At 71.8% G+C, this 13,744-nt stretch carries 13 protein-coding genes and 1 pseudogene; 5 read left to right on the forward strand and 9 right to left on the reverse strand.

Annotated elements, in window-relative coordinates; genetic code table 11:
• Positions 1-34 precede the first annotated feature (34 nt).
• Both ACTWQH_RS00375 and ACTWQH_RS00380 read left to right on the forward strand, forming a co-directional pair.
• Positions 35-1,549: an MFS transporter gene (locus ACTWQH_RS00375; protein WP_443284212.1), complete on the forward strand. Its 1,515-nt coding sequence runs from the start codon at positions 35-37 to the stop codon at positions 1,547-1,549.
• A gap of 278 nt (positions 1,550-1,827) precedes the next feature.
• Entirely contained in the window at positions 1,828-3,021 is a 1,194-nt protein-coding gene (locus ACTWQH_RS00380) for a Gfo/Idh/MocA family protein (protein ID WP_443284439.1), read from the forward strand.
• On the opposite strand, the gene ACTWQH_RS00385 is transcribed toward ACTWQH_RS00380, so the two are convergent.
• The gene (locus tag ACTWQH_RS00385; RefSeq protein ID WP_443284213.1) at positions 2,975-3,307 is read right to left on the reverse strand and encodes a DUF427 domain-containing protein; all 333 of its coding nucleotides are present in this window, start codon (positions 3,305-3,307) and stop codon (positions 2,975-2,977) included. The two genes, ACTWQH_RS00380 and ACTWQH_RS00385, sit on opposite strands and share 47 nt — an antisense overlap.
• 158 nt (positions 3,308-3,465) lie before the next feature.
• Positions 3,466-3,885 carry an arsenate reductase ArsC gene (locus ACTWQH_RS00390; RefSeq protein WP_443284440.1) on the reverse strand — a complete coding sequence of 140 codons (420 nt, stop codon included), beginning with the start codon at positions 3,883-3,885 and terminating at the stop codon, positions 3,466-3,468.
• A gap of 192 nt (positions 3,886-4,077) precedes the next feature.
• Between ACTWQH_RS00390 and ACTWQH_RS00395 the strand changes: the two genes are divergently transcribed.
• A complete protein-coding gene (locus ACTWQH_RS00395) occupies positions 4,078-4,392 on the forward strand; it encodes an ArsR/SmtB family transcription factor (protein ID WP_443284214.1) in 315 nt (104 codons plus the stop codon).
• Between the two features lie 60 nt (positions 4,393-4,452).
• A complete protein-coding gene (locus ACTWQH_RS00400) occupies positions 4,453-5,208 on the forward strand; it encodes an aquaporin (protein WP_443284215.1) in 756 nt (251 codons plus the stop codon).
• Between the two features lie 21 nt (positions 5,209-5,229).
• On the opposite strand, the gene ACTWQH_RS00405 is transcribed toward ACTWQH_RS00400, so the two are convergent.
• A complete protein-coding gene (locus ACTWQH_RS00405) occupies positions 5,230-5,745 on the reverse strand; it encodes a GNAT family N-acetyltransferase (RefSeq protein WP_443284216.1) in 516 nt (171 codons plus the stop codon).
• 419 nt (positions 5,746-6,164) lie between these two features.
• Here ACTWQH_RS00405 and ACTWQH_RS00410 point away from each other — a divergent pair, with 419 nt between their 5' ends.
• Entirely contained in the window at positions 6,165-6,551 is a 387-nt protein-coding gene (locus ACTWQH_RS00410) for a VOC family protein (protein WP_443284217.1), read from the forward strand.
• Between the two features lie 107 nt (positions 6,552-6,658).
• Here ACTWQH_RS00410 and ACTWQH_RS00415 read toward each other — a convergent pair whose 3' ends face one another.
• The 6 genes and pseudogenes from ACTWQH_RS00415 to ACTWQH_RS00440 all read right to left on the reverse strand — a co-directional run bounded on the left by ACTWQH_RS00415 (position 6,659) and on the right by ACTWQH_RS00440 (position 13,717).
• Positions 6,659-7,717: a rhamnogalacturonan acetylesterase gene (locus ACTWQH_RS00415; RefSeq protein ID WP_443284218.1), complete on the reverse strand. Its 1,059-nt coding sequence runs from the start codon at positions 7,715-7,717 to the stop codon at positions 6,659-6,661.
• Between the two features lie 231 nt (positions 7,718-7,948).
• On the reverse strand, positions 7,949-9,904 hold the full coding sequence (locus ACTWQH_RS00420; protein ID WP_443284219.1) for a family 43 glycosylhydrolase: 1,956 nt from the start codon (positions 9,902-9,904) through the stop codon (positions 7,949-7,951).
• A 79-nt stretch (positions 9,905-9,983) separates the two neighbouring features.
• The gene (locus ACTWQH_RS00425; RefSeq protein WP_443284220.1) at positions 9,984-10,880 is read right to left on the reverse strand and encodes an alpha/beta hydrolase family protein; all 897 of its coding nucleotides are present in this window, start codon (positions 10,878-10,880) and stop codon (positions 9,984-9,986) included.
• Positions 10,881-11,645: 765 nt separating this feature from the next.
• Positions 11,646-11,875, reverse strand: a pseudogene (locus ACTWQH_RS00430) (IS701 family transposase); the annotation flags it as partial.
• Positions 11,876-12,187: 312 nt separating this feature from the next.
• Entirely contained in the window at positions 12,188-12,610 is a 423-nt protein-coding gene (locus tag ACTWQH_RS00435; RefSeq protein ID WP_443284221.1) for an ATP-binding protein, read from the reverse strand.
• Between the two features lie 222 nt (positions 12,611-12,832).
• Positions 12,833-13,717 (reverse strand): SDR family oxidoreductase, encoded by an 885-nt coding sequence (locus ACTWQH_RS00440; protein WP_443284222.1) that lies wholly within the window; start codon positions 13,715-13,717, stop codon positions 12,833-12,835.
• Positions 13,718-13,744: the final 27 nt, after the last annotated feature.

Consider the following 13,744-nt stretch of genomic DNA (forward strand, 5'->3'; position numbering starts at 1 on the left):
TCATTAGTTGCGCATGCATGTAGTGTCTCGCGTCATGAGCACTTCCACCACGTCCACCACCTCCACCACGTGGGACGCCCGGCTCTGGGGCATCCTGCTCACCGTCTCTCTCGTCGTCGGCCTTGACGCGCTCGACGTCTCGATGGTTGGCGTGGCACTACCTGCCATCCAGTCCGACCTCGGCCTGTCCACCAGCACGCTGCAGTGGGTCGTCAGCGGCTACGTCCTCACCTACGGCGGCCTGTTGCTGCTGGGCGGGCGCACCGCCGACCTGCTCGGACGGCGCCGGGTCTTCCTCGCCGCCGTCGCCGTTTTCAGCATCACCTCGCTGCTCGGCGGCCTCGTCAGCGACGGCGGCCTGCTGATCGCCACCCGGCTGCTGAAGGGCGCGGCGGCGGCGTTCACCGCCCCTGCCGCGCTGTCGATCATCACCACCACGTTCTCGGAAGGGCCGGCGCGCAACAAGGCGCTGGGCATCTTCGCCGTCTTCGGCGCAAGCGGCTACTCCGCCGGCCTGGTCTTCTCGGGCCTGCTGACCGAGGTCGGCTGGCGGTGGACCTTCTTCCTGCCCTTCCCGGTGGCGCTCATCGCGTTCTTCGCGGCCCTCAAGGTGCTGCCGAAGGAGGAGCGGACGCCGCGCACCGGCGGCTACGACCTGCCCGGCGCGATCACCGGCGTCGCCGCGATGCTGCTGCTGGTCTACACCGTCGTCGAGGCGCCCGAGACGGGCTGGGGCGACCCGCGCACGCTGCTGCAGTTCGCGGTCGCCGCGCTGCTGCTCGCCGCCTTCCTCACCATCGAGCAGCGCAGCAAGCACCCGCTGGTGCGGCTCGGCATACTCCGCTCGGGGCCGCTGGCCAGGGCCAACCTCGGCATCGCCGTCTTCTTCGGCGGCTACCTCGGCTTCCAGTTCGTCGTGATGCAGTACCTGCAGTCGGTGCTGGGCTGGTCGGCGTTGGAGACCGCGCTCGGCTTCCTGCCCGCCGCGCTGATCGTCGCCTTCGGCTCGCCGCGGATGGAGCCGCTGATCGAACGGGCCGGCACCGCGCTCACCATCGCCGGCGGCCTGGTCGCCCACGTGCTCGCCTACGTGCTGTTCCTGCTCATCGACCGTGACGCCCCCTACGCGGTGGGCACCCTGCCCAGCATGGTCCTGCTCGGCATCGGCTTCACCCTGGCGTTCGCCTCCTTCAACATCCAGGCCACCGCCGGCATCCCCAACGAGGAGCAGGGCCTGGCGGGCGGTCTGCTCAACACCTCCCTGCAAGTCGGCGGCGCCATCGGGCTCGCCGTCGTCACCGCCGTGCTCACCGCCAACAGCGAGGGCCGGACCGGGGCCGACGCCCTGCTGGCCGGCTTCGACCCCGCCCTCTACGTCGTCACGGCACTCGCCGTGATCGGCCTGGTCATCGCCGTGACCGGGATCGTGCCCCGGCGCGGCGCCGCGCGGCACGCGGAGCCTGCGCCTGGCGCGGAGGACGCACCGCGGGGGAAGCGGTCGGAGCGGGCGGACGACACGGACGAACGCGAGCTCGTCCACGCCGAATAGCCGCCTGCCCCGGGCCCCAGGCCCGGATCGTACGCCGGCCCGGGAGTGCCTCTTCGGGGGGCACCCCCGGGCCGCGATGGTGTGGCCGCCTCGGCGGTTCGCCCTCAGACGCCGGGTGACGGCGGGGCCGTGGTGCCCGACTTCGACACGCCGGCCCGCTCGGCGACATCACGGATGGCCGGAGCTCTCATGGTCATGGACCGTTCCATACATCCTGGGATTGGCACTCATGGTGGGGCGCCAGGCTCTGGAACGGTCCAAAAGAAGGAGGGGCGGTCATCGTGAACACGCTCGGCGTCGCCGTGGTCGGATTCGGCTGGATGGGGCGCGTGCACACCCAGGCGTACGCCCGCCTGCCGCACCACTTCCCGCAGCTGCCCGTGCGGCCGGAACTCGTGGCCGTCGCCGACGAGGTGCCCGGCCGGGCCGAGGAGGCGGCGGGGCGGTACGGCTTCTCCTCCGCGACCCGGGACTGGCGGGAGGTCGCCGCAGACCCCCGGGTGCGGGCGGTGAGCGTCACCGCCCCGAACTTCCTGCACCGCGAGATCGGCGTGGCGATGGCCGAGGCGGGCAAGCACCTCTGGATCGAGAAGCCGGTCGGCCTGACCGCCGGGGACGCCCGCGCGGTGGCGGACGCGGCCGCCAGAGCGGGCGTGCGAGGGGCGGTCGGCTTCAACTACCGCCACGCGCCCGCCGTCGCCGCCGCCCGCGAGATGATCGCCGCCGGGGAGATCGGCACGGTCACGCACGCCCGCATCCGCCTGTTCAGCGACTACGCGGCCCACCCCGAGGGCGCCCTGACCTGGCGGTTCGAGCCCGAGCGCGGCGGCAGCGGCGTGCTGGGGGACCTGGCCTCGCACGGCGTCGACCTCGCCCGCCACCTCCTCGGCGAGATCGACTCGCTGACCGCCGACACCGCGGTCTTCGTGCCCGAGCGGCCCCGGCCCACCGGCGCCACCTCCGGTCACGCCCGCGCCGCGGGCGGCGAGCCGGGACGGGTCGGGAACGCCGACTACGTGAGCTGCCTGCTGCGCTTCGCCTCCGGCGCCCGCGGCGTGCTGGAGGCGTGCCGGGTCTCGGTCGGGGAGCAGAACAGCTACGGCTTCGAGATCCACGGCACGACCGGTGCGCTCTTCTGGGACTTCCGGCGTATGGGCGAGCTCGGTGTCAGCCGTGGGACCGGCTACCAGGACCAGCCCGTCAGCACGGTGCACGCCGGCCCGGGCCACGGCGAGTACGCCGCCTTCCAGCCGGGGGCGGCCATGAGCATGGGCTACGACGACCTGAAGGTCATCGAGGCGTACCAGTTCCTGCGCTCGGTCGTCGAGGGCACCCCGCACGGGGCGACGCTGGACGACGCCGTGGCGAGCGCGGTGGCACAGGACGCCATGGCCCGCTCCGCCGCGTCGGGGGAGTGGGTGAGCCTCACCTGCCGTCCTCCGACGCCGCTTCCTCGGCATCCTCGACCGTGACGACTTCCTCGACCGTGACGCCGTTCCCGAAGGCGACCTGGTTCTTGATCCTCCTGGCGAACGGGCTGGGGTGCGGGTAGCGCCAGGCGGCCTTCGCCTTCACGTCGCCGTCGACGGTCACCGTGAAGTAGCGGGCGATCCCCTTCCACGGGCACAGCGACCTCGCGCGGCTCTCGGTGAAGTACGCGCGATGAAGCGACTCGGGCGGGAAGTAGTGGGTGCCCTCCACGACGACGGTGCGGTCCGCCCGCGCGAGGACCGCGCCGTTCCACACGGCGCGCATCATGATCATCCACCTCCGGCGAGATCCGGCGAGGCCCTGGTGGCAACGACCAGGGTCTTCGGGCTCCCGTCTTCCAGCATCGCGCGTCCCGGCGCCCTGTCAGGAGGAGCGCCAGGAAGCCGCCTCTGGGTGAGGCGTGGCCGCGGCGGCGGCTCGGGCCGTCACCGGTCCTGCCGGGCGTCGATCTCGGCGATGAGGGCCTCGACGCGGGCCTTGATCTCGTCGCGGATGGGGCGGACGGCGTCGACGCCCCTGCCCGCGGGGTCGGGCAGCTCCCAGTCGAGGTAGGCCTTGCCGGGGAAGACGGGGCAGGCGTCGCCGCAGCCCATGGTGATGACGTAGTCGGAGGCCATCACGGCCTCGGTGGTGAGCACCTTGGGCGTTCGCCGGGAGATGTCGACGCCGACCTCGCTCATGGCCTGGACGGCGGCGGGGTTGACCTGGTCGGCGGGCAGTGAGCCGGCGGAGCGGACCTCGATGCGGTCGCCGGCCAGGTGGGAGAGGAACCCGGCGGCCATCTGGGAGCGCCCTGCGTTGTGGACGCAGACGAACAGCACGGAGGCGGCGGGGGAGGAGGTCATCGGGCGTTCTTCCTTCGCGGCGAGTGGCGGCGGCGTGCGGGTCAGAGGGGCGTGCCTCGCCGGTGGCCAGGCGGTCGTCGGGCAGAACGGGGACGGGGCGTGCGGCGAGGCGGTCATGGGATCGGCCTTCGGCGGCTTCGTCATCAGCACAGGGTGGTGTCAGCCCACGCTGATGTGTGACAGTATCAGCTCATGCTGACGTCAGTCGATACTGATCTCATCCGGGTGCTGGCCGACCCGCTCCGGATGCGGATCGTGGCCCTGCTCGCCCGCGAGACGCTGTGCACCACCCACCTCGTCGAGGAGACCGGAGCGCGGCAGACCAACCTCTCCAACCACCTGCGGGTGCTGCGCGAGGCCGGGGTGGTGGAGACCGAACCGTGCGGCCGGTTCACCTATTACCGGCTGAGGCCCGAGGTCATCGCCTCCGTCGCCGACGCCTTCGCCGAGCTGGCCGCCGCCGCCCGCGCCACCGCCGAGAACGCCGTCAAGCGCGCCTGCCCCTGACACCCCGCCGCCCTCCCGCCCTCCCGCCCTCCCGCTCCCCGCTCCTTGAGGAGACCGCCGTTGAGCACCACCGACGCCACACCCCAGGGCACCGCCACCGCCGCGCCCACCCGGCTCCTCGCGGCCCGCCGGGCGGCGGCCGAGCTGCTGGGAACCGGGGCGCTGGTGGCCGTCGTGGTCGGCTCCGGCATCCAGGCAACCGAGCTGAGCCGGGACGCGGGCGTGCAGCTGCTGGCCAACTCCCTGGCCACGGTCTTCGGTCTCGGCGTGCTCATCGCGCTCCTCGGCCCGGTCTCCGGGGCGCACTTCAACCCGGCGGTCACCCTCGCGGCGTGGTTCACCGGCCGGCGCGGCGGCCCCGGGGCCAGCGCACGGGAGGCGCTGGCCTACATGCCGGCGCAGATCGCGGGGGCGATAGGCGGGGCGATGCTGGCCAACGCCATGTTCGCCGAGCCGGTGGTGGCCTGGTCCACGCACGACCGCTCGGCCGGGCACCTGCTGCTCGGCGAGGTCGTCGCGACCGCCGGGCTCGTCCTGCTGATCTTCGGCCTGTCCCGTGCCGACCGGGCGCACCTGGCGCCCGTGGCCGTCGCCGCCTACATCGGCGCCGCCTACTGGTTCACCTCCTCCACCTCCTTCGCCAACCCGGCGGTGACGATCGGACGCGCCTTCACCGACACCTTCGCCGGCATCGCCCCGGGCGCGGTGGCCGCCTTCCTCGCGGCCCAGCTGGCCGGTGCCGCGATCGGGCTGGCGCTCGTCGCCCTGATCTTCCCGCCCACACCAGCGGCCGCTTCCGGGCCGTCCGCCGCCTGACCGGACCGGGGGCGTACCACCTCACGTGACGGCGGGGCTGCGGCGTTCGATGAGGATCACGTCGCGCCAGACGCCGTGGTGGCGGCCGACGCGTTCGCGGGTGCCGAAGACGCGGAAGCCGAGGCGCTGGTGGAGGGCGAGGCTGGCGGCGTTCTCGGGGAAGATGCCGGACTGGATGGTCCAGACGCCCGCGGCCTCGGTTGAGGTGATCAGCGTGGTCAGCAGGGCGGTCGCGACGCCCCGGCCGCGGGCGTCGGGGTGGATGTAGACGGAGTGCTCCACGACGCCGGCGTAGGCGGCGCGAGGGGAGACGCGGCTGACCGCGACCCAGCCGAGGACCCGCCCGCCGTCGGGGTGGAGGGCGACGAAGCGGTGCCCGGGCAGCCGGTCGGCGTCGAAGGCGTCCCAGGTGGGCGCGGCGGTCTCGAAGGTGGCGTTGCCCTCGTCGATCCCGGCCTGGTAGATCGCCAGGACCTCCCGGGCGTGGGCGGCCGTCATCGGCGTGATGACGGCCCTGGGGCTGTCGGTGTGGGGCATGCCGGGCTCCTGGTGGGGGCGGGCGCGTGGGCCGGGCTGGGTGGCGGGCGGCGTGGCCGGGCCTGTGTACCCAGGATGTTCCCTGATGGTGGCCGGCTCATCCTCCGGGGGAGACCGGGCCGTCGTGGGAGTCCGGCCGGCATGGACCTGCACGGACTGCGGATCCTTCAGACGGGGACCGGCGTCGTCGCGAACTTCCGGCGTTCACACCCCCACGTCATGGTCCGCCTGCTCCAGTCACGAGGACATGGCCGTGATGGCCGGCTTCGCAGTCGTCTGAGACCGCGGCCGCCAGCGCCGCGGCGTCGGCGACCACGGGCGTGAGTCGTTGGTGCGTTGGGGTGAGCGACCGATGAGTCCGGGCCAGCGAGGCGGTCTCCCTTCAAGGGGAAGAACGAAGTCGGTGAAAGGAGACCGCGGTGTTCCGCGACAGCAAGGCGTTCAGTGGCTTCTCGGTGGACGACATCGAGGCGGCCAGGCGGTTCTACGGCGAGACGCTGGGGATTCGCACGTCCGTGACGGGTGACATGCTGATCCTGCATCTCGCCGGTGACCGGGACACGCTCGTGTATCCGAAGCCCAACCACGTGCCCGCCACGTACACCATCCTGAACTTCCCGGTCGGAGACATCGACGCCGCCGTTGACCAGCTGCGGGAGCGCGGGATCACGTTCGAGCGGTACGAGGGCTTCGAGGCCGACGAGCGGGGCATCGTGCGCGGCCCGGGCGGGGAGGGCATGCCGGTTGGCATCGCGTGGTTCAAGGACCCGGCCGGGAACGTTCTCGCCGTGCTCCAGGAGCGGTAGCCGCCGGCCGTTCGCCCGCGCCTGCGCGGCACGAGAGGCCCCGCAGGCCAGCGGGGAGCCCGGGAACCGGGCTCCCCGCGCGGCCGTGCCTGGATCAGCGGAACAGCTCAGCGGAACACGTCGGCGGGGAGTACCTCCTGGGCGCGCAGCTCGTTGAGGACGAGGTGTGCGAACTCCGTGGCGCCGTGTTCGGAGGTGTGGGTGTTGTCGTCGGCCTCGTTGGTGAGGAAGAGGGCCTCGGAGGCCTCCGGGCCGAGTTCCTCCACGCGCTGCTGGGTGAGGGCGGTGAGGTCGATGAGGCCCACGCCCTGTTCCTCGGCCAGGCTGCGCATCTCGGCGGGGAGGTCGACGCCGAGCCCGTTGACGTGCAGGGCGGTGGCGTTGTTCAGCGTGCCGTCGTCGTTGAACCAGCGGCGGACGATCGGCGTGACGAGGACGGGCGTGCCGCCCTGGTCGCGTACGCCGTCGATCAGGCCGGTGAGGTTGGCGCGGAAGTCCTCGGCGCTGGTCTCCTTGTCGTTGTGCCCGAACTGGATGAGTACCACGTCGCCTTCGCCGATGAGCGGGCTCATGGTCGGGAAGAGCTGTGAGGTGGCCAGGAAGGATCCGGAACTCTCCCCGGAGTCGGCGTAGTTGGCGACCGACAGGCCCTGGGTGAAGAACTGCGGCAGCTCCTGCCCCCACCCGGTGTAGGGGGCGGTGGACTGGTCGCAGACGGTGGAGTCGCCGGCGAGGAAGAGCTGCTGATGCTGGGCGGCGGTGACGGTGAGGTCGGCCAGCCGCGGCGCCTGGCCGCCGAAGGACAGGTCGAGCCCGGGGCTGCCGGTGTCCCCGGTCGGCTGGCCCTCCGGGTCGCGCACGTTGACGGTGAAGCTCTCCGCCACCTGCTCCCCGGCGGCGGTCTCCGTCGCCCCGAGCATGGTGCGCCGGGCCTCGGCGGTGACGACAGTGGAGCCCGCCTCCGCGCCCCCGAGGACGGCGGTGACGTCGTAGGTGCCGGGGGCGACGTCGACGTGGCAGACGACGGGCGCGGTGCCGGTGCAGCCCTCGACCGCCACCGCACCGGGGTCTGCCGCGGCCAAGGCGGGGCCGCTGGGCAGAGCGGAGAGCAGGACGGTGGCGCAGACGGCGGCCGACAGCGCGGCGGCACGGGCGGTGGGGGGCATCGGGAATCCTCCGATCGACGTACGTGCGGTACGTGCGGTACATGCGGTACATGCGGTACATGCGGCGCGAGTTCGATCGGCCCCCACCTGAACCACACGCCGCACAGCCGCACAGCAAAGCCTGCTGGAACGCACTGCCGACCCGCCCGCGCCGAGCCGGCGACCGTGTCGACCTGTGCGTGCCCGTTGGGGTGCCGGCCGCGGCCGGCACCCCAACGGCTCGGGAGTCATTTACGCGTTCTGCTGGACGAGTGAGAGGCCGTCGACGCCGAGGTACTGGCCGCCGTCCGCGTCCGACGCTCGGACGGTGACGGTGACAGGCCCGCCGGGCAGGTCGATGCCCGGCAGTTCGTGACCGGCCCAGTCGCTCGGGGAGGAGACGTCGAGCGAATGCTCGTTGCCGTCGGCGTCGGTGATCACTACCTCCGCGGAGTCGAGCGAATCAGTTGCCCAGGCGGACAAGGACAGCGTGTAGACGCCGGCCGGCACGTCGATCTCCTGCCGCACGCCTCCGGAGTAGGACTCCTCGGCGCCCAGCTGCAGCGCGAAGCGGCTGGAGTTGGCGCCCCCCTCGACATTGGTCACCATGTCCGGCCCGGAGTCGACGTAGTTCGTCCACCCTTGCACTTCGGGGACGATGATCCGGTCGGCCTGGAAGTCGGGGTTGAGGATGTGGTTGTTCTGCGGCCCGACGCGCCATTCTCCGGTGACGGCGTTGAACTGCCACTGGCTCACCGAGTGGAACCGGAGCTCCCCGGAGTCGTTCTGGGTGATCGGCATCCACTGGTTGTAGCCGATACCGTTCCAGGCGAAGTCGGCCCAGCGGTCGCCGGCATAGAGCACCGTGGTCTGCTGGGTTCCCCCCACGGTCACGAAGAAGCCGGTCTGGGTCACGTGGCTGTAGTCCATCTCGGTGCCCGGGAGGGTGTACTCCTCGGAGTAGTCACCCTGGATGTCGCCGGAGGCGGACTCGATGACGTGGTTGACCGAGGAGTTCCAGCCGTGCAGGTCGGATGCCGCCACGTAATAGGTGCCATCCAGCTTGAACATGGCGTTGCCTTCGCGGCCATCGGCGTGGTAGCCGACCTCCACTGCGGGCTCCACGCTGAGGGAGTCGGACTCGGCGATCTTGGAGACGAAGGCGTGGTTGCGTCCCTCCGAGTTGGAGTAGACCAGGTAGTCCTGCCCGTCGTCGTCGGTGAAGACGGTCTGGTCTCCGGTGCCCGGCGTCGGGTTGCCTTCGATCTGCCCCTGGGTGGCGGCGTAGGCGAAGTCGTCGGTGGGCGAGTCGCCCTGGAGGAACACGATCCCGCCCGGCCCTTGCGTGAGGAGCACGTACTTGCCGGTGTTCTCGTTGTACACCACGCCAAGACGTCCCACCCAGCCGAAGAGGTTCTCCGTGTCGGCGGTGGCGACCTCGTTCTCGAACGTCCAGTTCACCAGGTCCTTGGAGGAGTACACCGGGATCGACACGAAGGTGACGTCGTCGTCGTACTGCCGGGACGGATCCTCTCTGTAGTACTCGGCGCCGGCGTAGTGAACGCCGTACCAGTAGTAGGTGTCGCCGAACCGGAACACCCCACCGCCCTGCGAGTAGATGGGGTTGCCGTCGGTGTCGTTCCAGAAGGTGTCGTTGGTGATGGTTTCGAACGACCCCTGCAACGGCTCCAGCCCGGACGCGGCGGTCTGCAGGTCCGTCTTGGCGTCCGCGACCTCCGGAGTGGTCGCGGACGGGTCGCCGGCGACATCGGCCGCGGTGGTCAACGCCTCGGCGAAGGGGGCCCAGGACTCCGCGGTGTAGTCGGCCGGGACGCGCGTCTCATAGTCGGCGACCAGAGTCTTCAGGCCGCGCACCATCACCAGGTCGCCGGTGGCCTCCTGGAGCGCCGCGCGCGCCTGGGTACGCTCCGCGGCGGTTGCGTCGCCCTGTTCGATCAGCTGCGCGGCGTCGTCCCTGGCCGACGCGAAGGATGCCCAGGAGCCGGCCGCATAGTCCGCGGCAGCGTAGTGGGCGACCTGCTCGGACAACGCGACGAGAGGCCCGCGTGATGCGGCCTCGCCGCCTGCCCTGCTCCCCGTCGCGGCAACGGAACCGGCCGCCGAGAGCAGCGCCGCCACCAACGCGAACAACGACGCGGCGACCAGCAGCCGCCGTCGTCCCGGATACACACGGGTGGTACGTATCATGATCACTCCTTTCGCTCGGAGGTGCACGGATGCGGTGCGGACGAAAACCAGCTCCGACACCGCCTCCGCGCCGGCGGGCCTACTCCTGGACGAACTCCCAGGAGGTGTCGTCGCCGGCGGCGTCCTCGGGCAGGCGCTCGAGTGCGGCGGTGTCGCCGTACAGGCTCCAGCGCATCCAGTCCACGCACGTGAGGGGGAAGCGGTCGTCGCTCCAGAAACTGCCGTGGTCCCCGCCGAGGAAGGTGAGGAACGCCTTGGGCGCGGGCAGTTCCTCATAGGCCTGGCGGCCTTCGTCGTAGGGGCAGGTGGGGTCCTGGTCGCCGTGGACGAACAGGGTCTTGGCCGCGACCGTGCCGTCGGGGTCGCCCATGTCGACGGTGGACTGCGGGATCGCGGCGGTGATCCGGTCGTCGGGCGCGATGGTCAGCAGGCCGTGGGTGGTCATGCCACCGGCCGAGTGGCCGGACACGCCGACGCCGGGGGAGGCGTCGATGTGGCCGGCCAGCGGGTCGTCGGCCTCGTTGAGCGCGAGGGTCTGGGTGAGGATCTCGGAGACGTCCTTGGACTGTTCGCCGCTGTAGACGTCGCCCATGTTGATCTGGAAGTAGGGGGCGGGGACGATGAAGCCGGCCTCGGCCAGGGGGCGGATGACGAACTCGGAGCCCTGCGGGCTGGCCCCGAGGCCGTGGGTGTAGTTGCAGACGGGGAAGGCGCCTTCGGCGACGGGGGCGTCGGGGATGGGGTCGCCGCCGGGTTCGCCGGTGGCGGGGTAGTAGACGAAGGTGGTGCACGGGCGGTCGCCGCGGGTCCAGGCGTACTCGCGCACGCCGATGGCGAACGGCTCGGCCGGCGCTTGCCGGGGGGTGTGGGCCCGGGGGGCGGGGGAGCGGCCGAGTGCCCGACCGGCGCCGGTCAGGGTGAGGCCCACGCCGGTTGCGGCGCCGAGCGTGAGGAATGCGCGCCTGCGCATGGACATGTGTGACTCCTTGTGGGGGTGTAGGGGGGAGGACCGAGCTGCCCGGGACCTGCTGGCGGGGGTGAGCCCGGCAGGGAGGCCGCCCGCGTCTCCGTACTGCGCCGCTGCCGTGGGGGCTGTTGGTCTGTGACCGGCTGGCTGCGCCAGGATTGAGGCTTCACGCCTGCCGGCCGCTCGCCGGGGGTGCGGCCCTGGTTGCCCACGGCGGCGTCGGGCCGAGCGCGACCGCTTCGGCGCCCGCCGCCGTACCCTTCAGGGCACATCTGCGCCGCACGCCCAGGCGTGCGGAACCGTTGGCGCACTCCATCGTCCGTCGTCCTTCGGGTCGCGCCCCCGCTTCCCTCACGGACTTCGTGCGAGCACCCGGATCGATTTGTCATCCGGTGTGAAGCCGGAACCACGCCGGAGCACCCGCACAGACACCCCGGAAGATCGTGTTCCGGGCTGTCTGCGCCGGTGCGTGCCCTGCGACGGCTCTCGTCGCTGGACCCGGCTCCGGACACAGCTGTGTTGGGCGGCTCTGGCTCGGTCAAGCCGTCGCCGAGGAATCAGGCGACGTGGTGGGACTGCGTGCCGGGGCGCAGGGCCGACCATGCCTAAGCACGATGGACCAGAGATGAACATGAGTCAATAGAACTGGACTTGATCATATTGTATATGATCACAACTAATCAGAAAGTGGCGTCTTGCGACAGGGGCTGACGGGTTGGGTGAGGGTGGCGGCGACGGCCGTGAGGAAGGCCGGGCGAGGATGGCGAGCGTGATGTCGGTGCCCAGGTGTTCGGCGGCGTAGGCGCGTACCTCGTCGCGAACGGCGTCGGCGTTCCAGCGGGCGAAGCGCAGCAGGCGCTGCATCGGCCCGGGCCGGGCCAGGCCGGCCTGTTCGGCAAGCCGCCGGCAGGTCTTCCGCTCGACGCCCGAGAGCAGGCCCGGCAAAGAGGAGCGGGCGCTCGCTCGGGGTTCCACGCGCCGAACCGGCCCGCGATTCGGGCCATGGCCCGGTCGACCATCATCCGCCAGCGGACAGGGTCCACGCTGTGGCCCGCGGCCACCGCACGATCCTCAGGAGTCCGCACGACCCCCGATGATCACGCGGTGGCCGTACCCGTTCCCGGCCGGGGCGGACACAAGATCGCGAAGCCAGACTGGAGTGCTAGCCGGGCCGAATCCGGCTCAGTCGGCCAGGTCGGAGCGTGTGACCGTCTCGCGGGATCGGGGCGCACCCCGTGCCAGAGGTCGGTGTTGCGTGACCTGCTCAGGCGATCTTGCCGGATCGGCCCTTCGGCTCCTCCAGGCCCTGGAGGAATTCACCAACCCGCCCGGTCGGTGCTGACGCGGACCCAGACGCGCTTGCCGTTCTCGGTCGGGGCGTAGCCGAGCCCGTCGGCCATCTCGCGCAGCAGCCACAGGCCGCGGCCCTCCTCGGCGGTCCAGTCCGGCAGCGTGATGCGGGGCAGCGTCGGGGAGCGGTCGTGGACGGTGACCTCGACGGCGTCGGCGGTCAGCGCCAGCTCCAGCGTGCAGCGGGGATCGGGGACGTGCCGCGCCACGTTCGACAGCAGCTCGGTGACGCCGTGGAGCACCACCTCCGCCACCCGCGGCGGCTGGCCCCACTCCCGCATGGCGAGTGAGGCCAGCCGCCTGAAGCGCGCCAGATCCTCCCGGCGTGCCGTGAGCGGCCAGCTCTGCGAGCGCAGACGCGGATCGGCTTCCCTGCCGGTGAGCGTCACGGTCCCTCCGGATGTCCCACGGTGAGTCATGGATCGAGTGCGCTGTGTCATGTCTCGCACCCTGCCCGTAACTCCCGGCAGTCCGCAAGGAATTCAGCTACACACGAGGAGTTCATATCACTCGTTGGGGTGGCTGGGGTGACATCACCTCAGGCCGGCCTTCCCGGTGCGGCAGACTGCCGACCGGGTGTGGCCGGCCTCCGGGGACCCTGCGCCGGGGCGTTACGCCGCCTTGGCCGCCGCGATCCCCTCGGCGACGGCGTCGGCGAGCGGCGTGGTCGGGCGGCCGATGAGCGCGGCCAGCTCGCCCGTGGTGCCCGCCAGCAGCCCGCGCCCGATCGCCGCGTCCACGTCGACGAGGACCCGCGCCAGCGGCTCCGGCAGCCCGGCGCCGGTGAGGATCGCCACGTGCTGCTCGGGCGGCACCTCGGAGTAGACGATCTCCCGGCCCGACTGGCGGGCCACCTCGGCGGCGTACTCGGCGTAGCTCCAGGCGACATCGCCGCTCAGCTCGTACGCCCGGCCCTCGTGGCCCTCGCCCGTCAGCACGGCGGCGGCAGCGGCGGCGTAGTCGGCGCGGGAGGCCGAGGCGACCCGGCCCTGCCCGGCGCTGCCGACGACCGCGCCGTGCTCCAGCACCGGGGCCAGGTTCTCGGTGTAGTTCTCGTGGTACCAGCCGTTGCGCAGGAAGGTGTAGGGCAGGCCGGAGTCGAGGATCATCCGCTCGGTCGCCTGGTGCTCCCGGGCGAGCGTGAAGTCCGCGGCGGGGCCGCCCAGGATGCTCGTGTACGCCAGCAGCGCGACGCCCGCCCGCCTGGCCTCGGCGACGACCGCCTCGTGCTGCGGCACCCGCCGCCCGACCTCGCTGCCGGAGACGAACAGCACCCGGTCCCCGGCGCGGAAGGCGCCGCCGAGCGTGTCCGGCCGGTCGTAGTCCCCGACGCGCACCTCCACGCCGCGCTGGGCGAGCGGCTGGGCCTTCTCCTCGTCGCGGGCGACGGCCGCGACCTGGTCGGCGGGCACGGTCGTGAGGAGGGCTTCGATGACGAGGCGGCCGAGGTGGCCGGTGGCTCCGGTGACGACGAGCATGTGGTACGTCCCCTTCATTTCATTGATTCCGTTAATCCCATTGAG

Origin of the sequence: Streptomyces sp. 6N223, assembly GCF_052246635.1 — a bacterium.
Classification (GTDB): domain Bacteria; phylum Actinomycetota; class Actinomycetes; order Streptomycetales; family Streptomycetaceae; genus Streptomyces.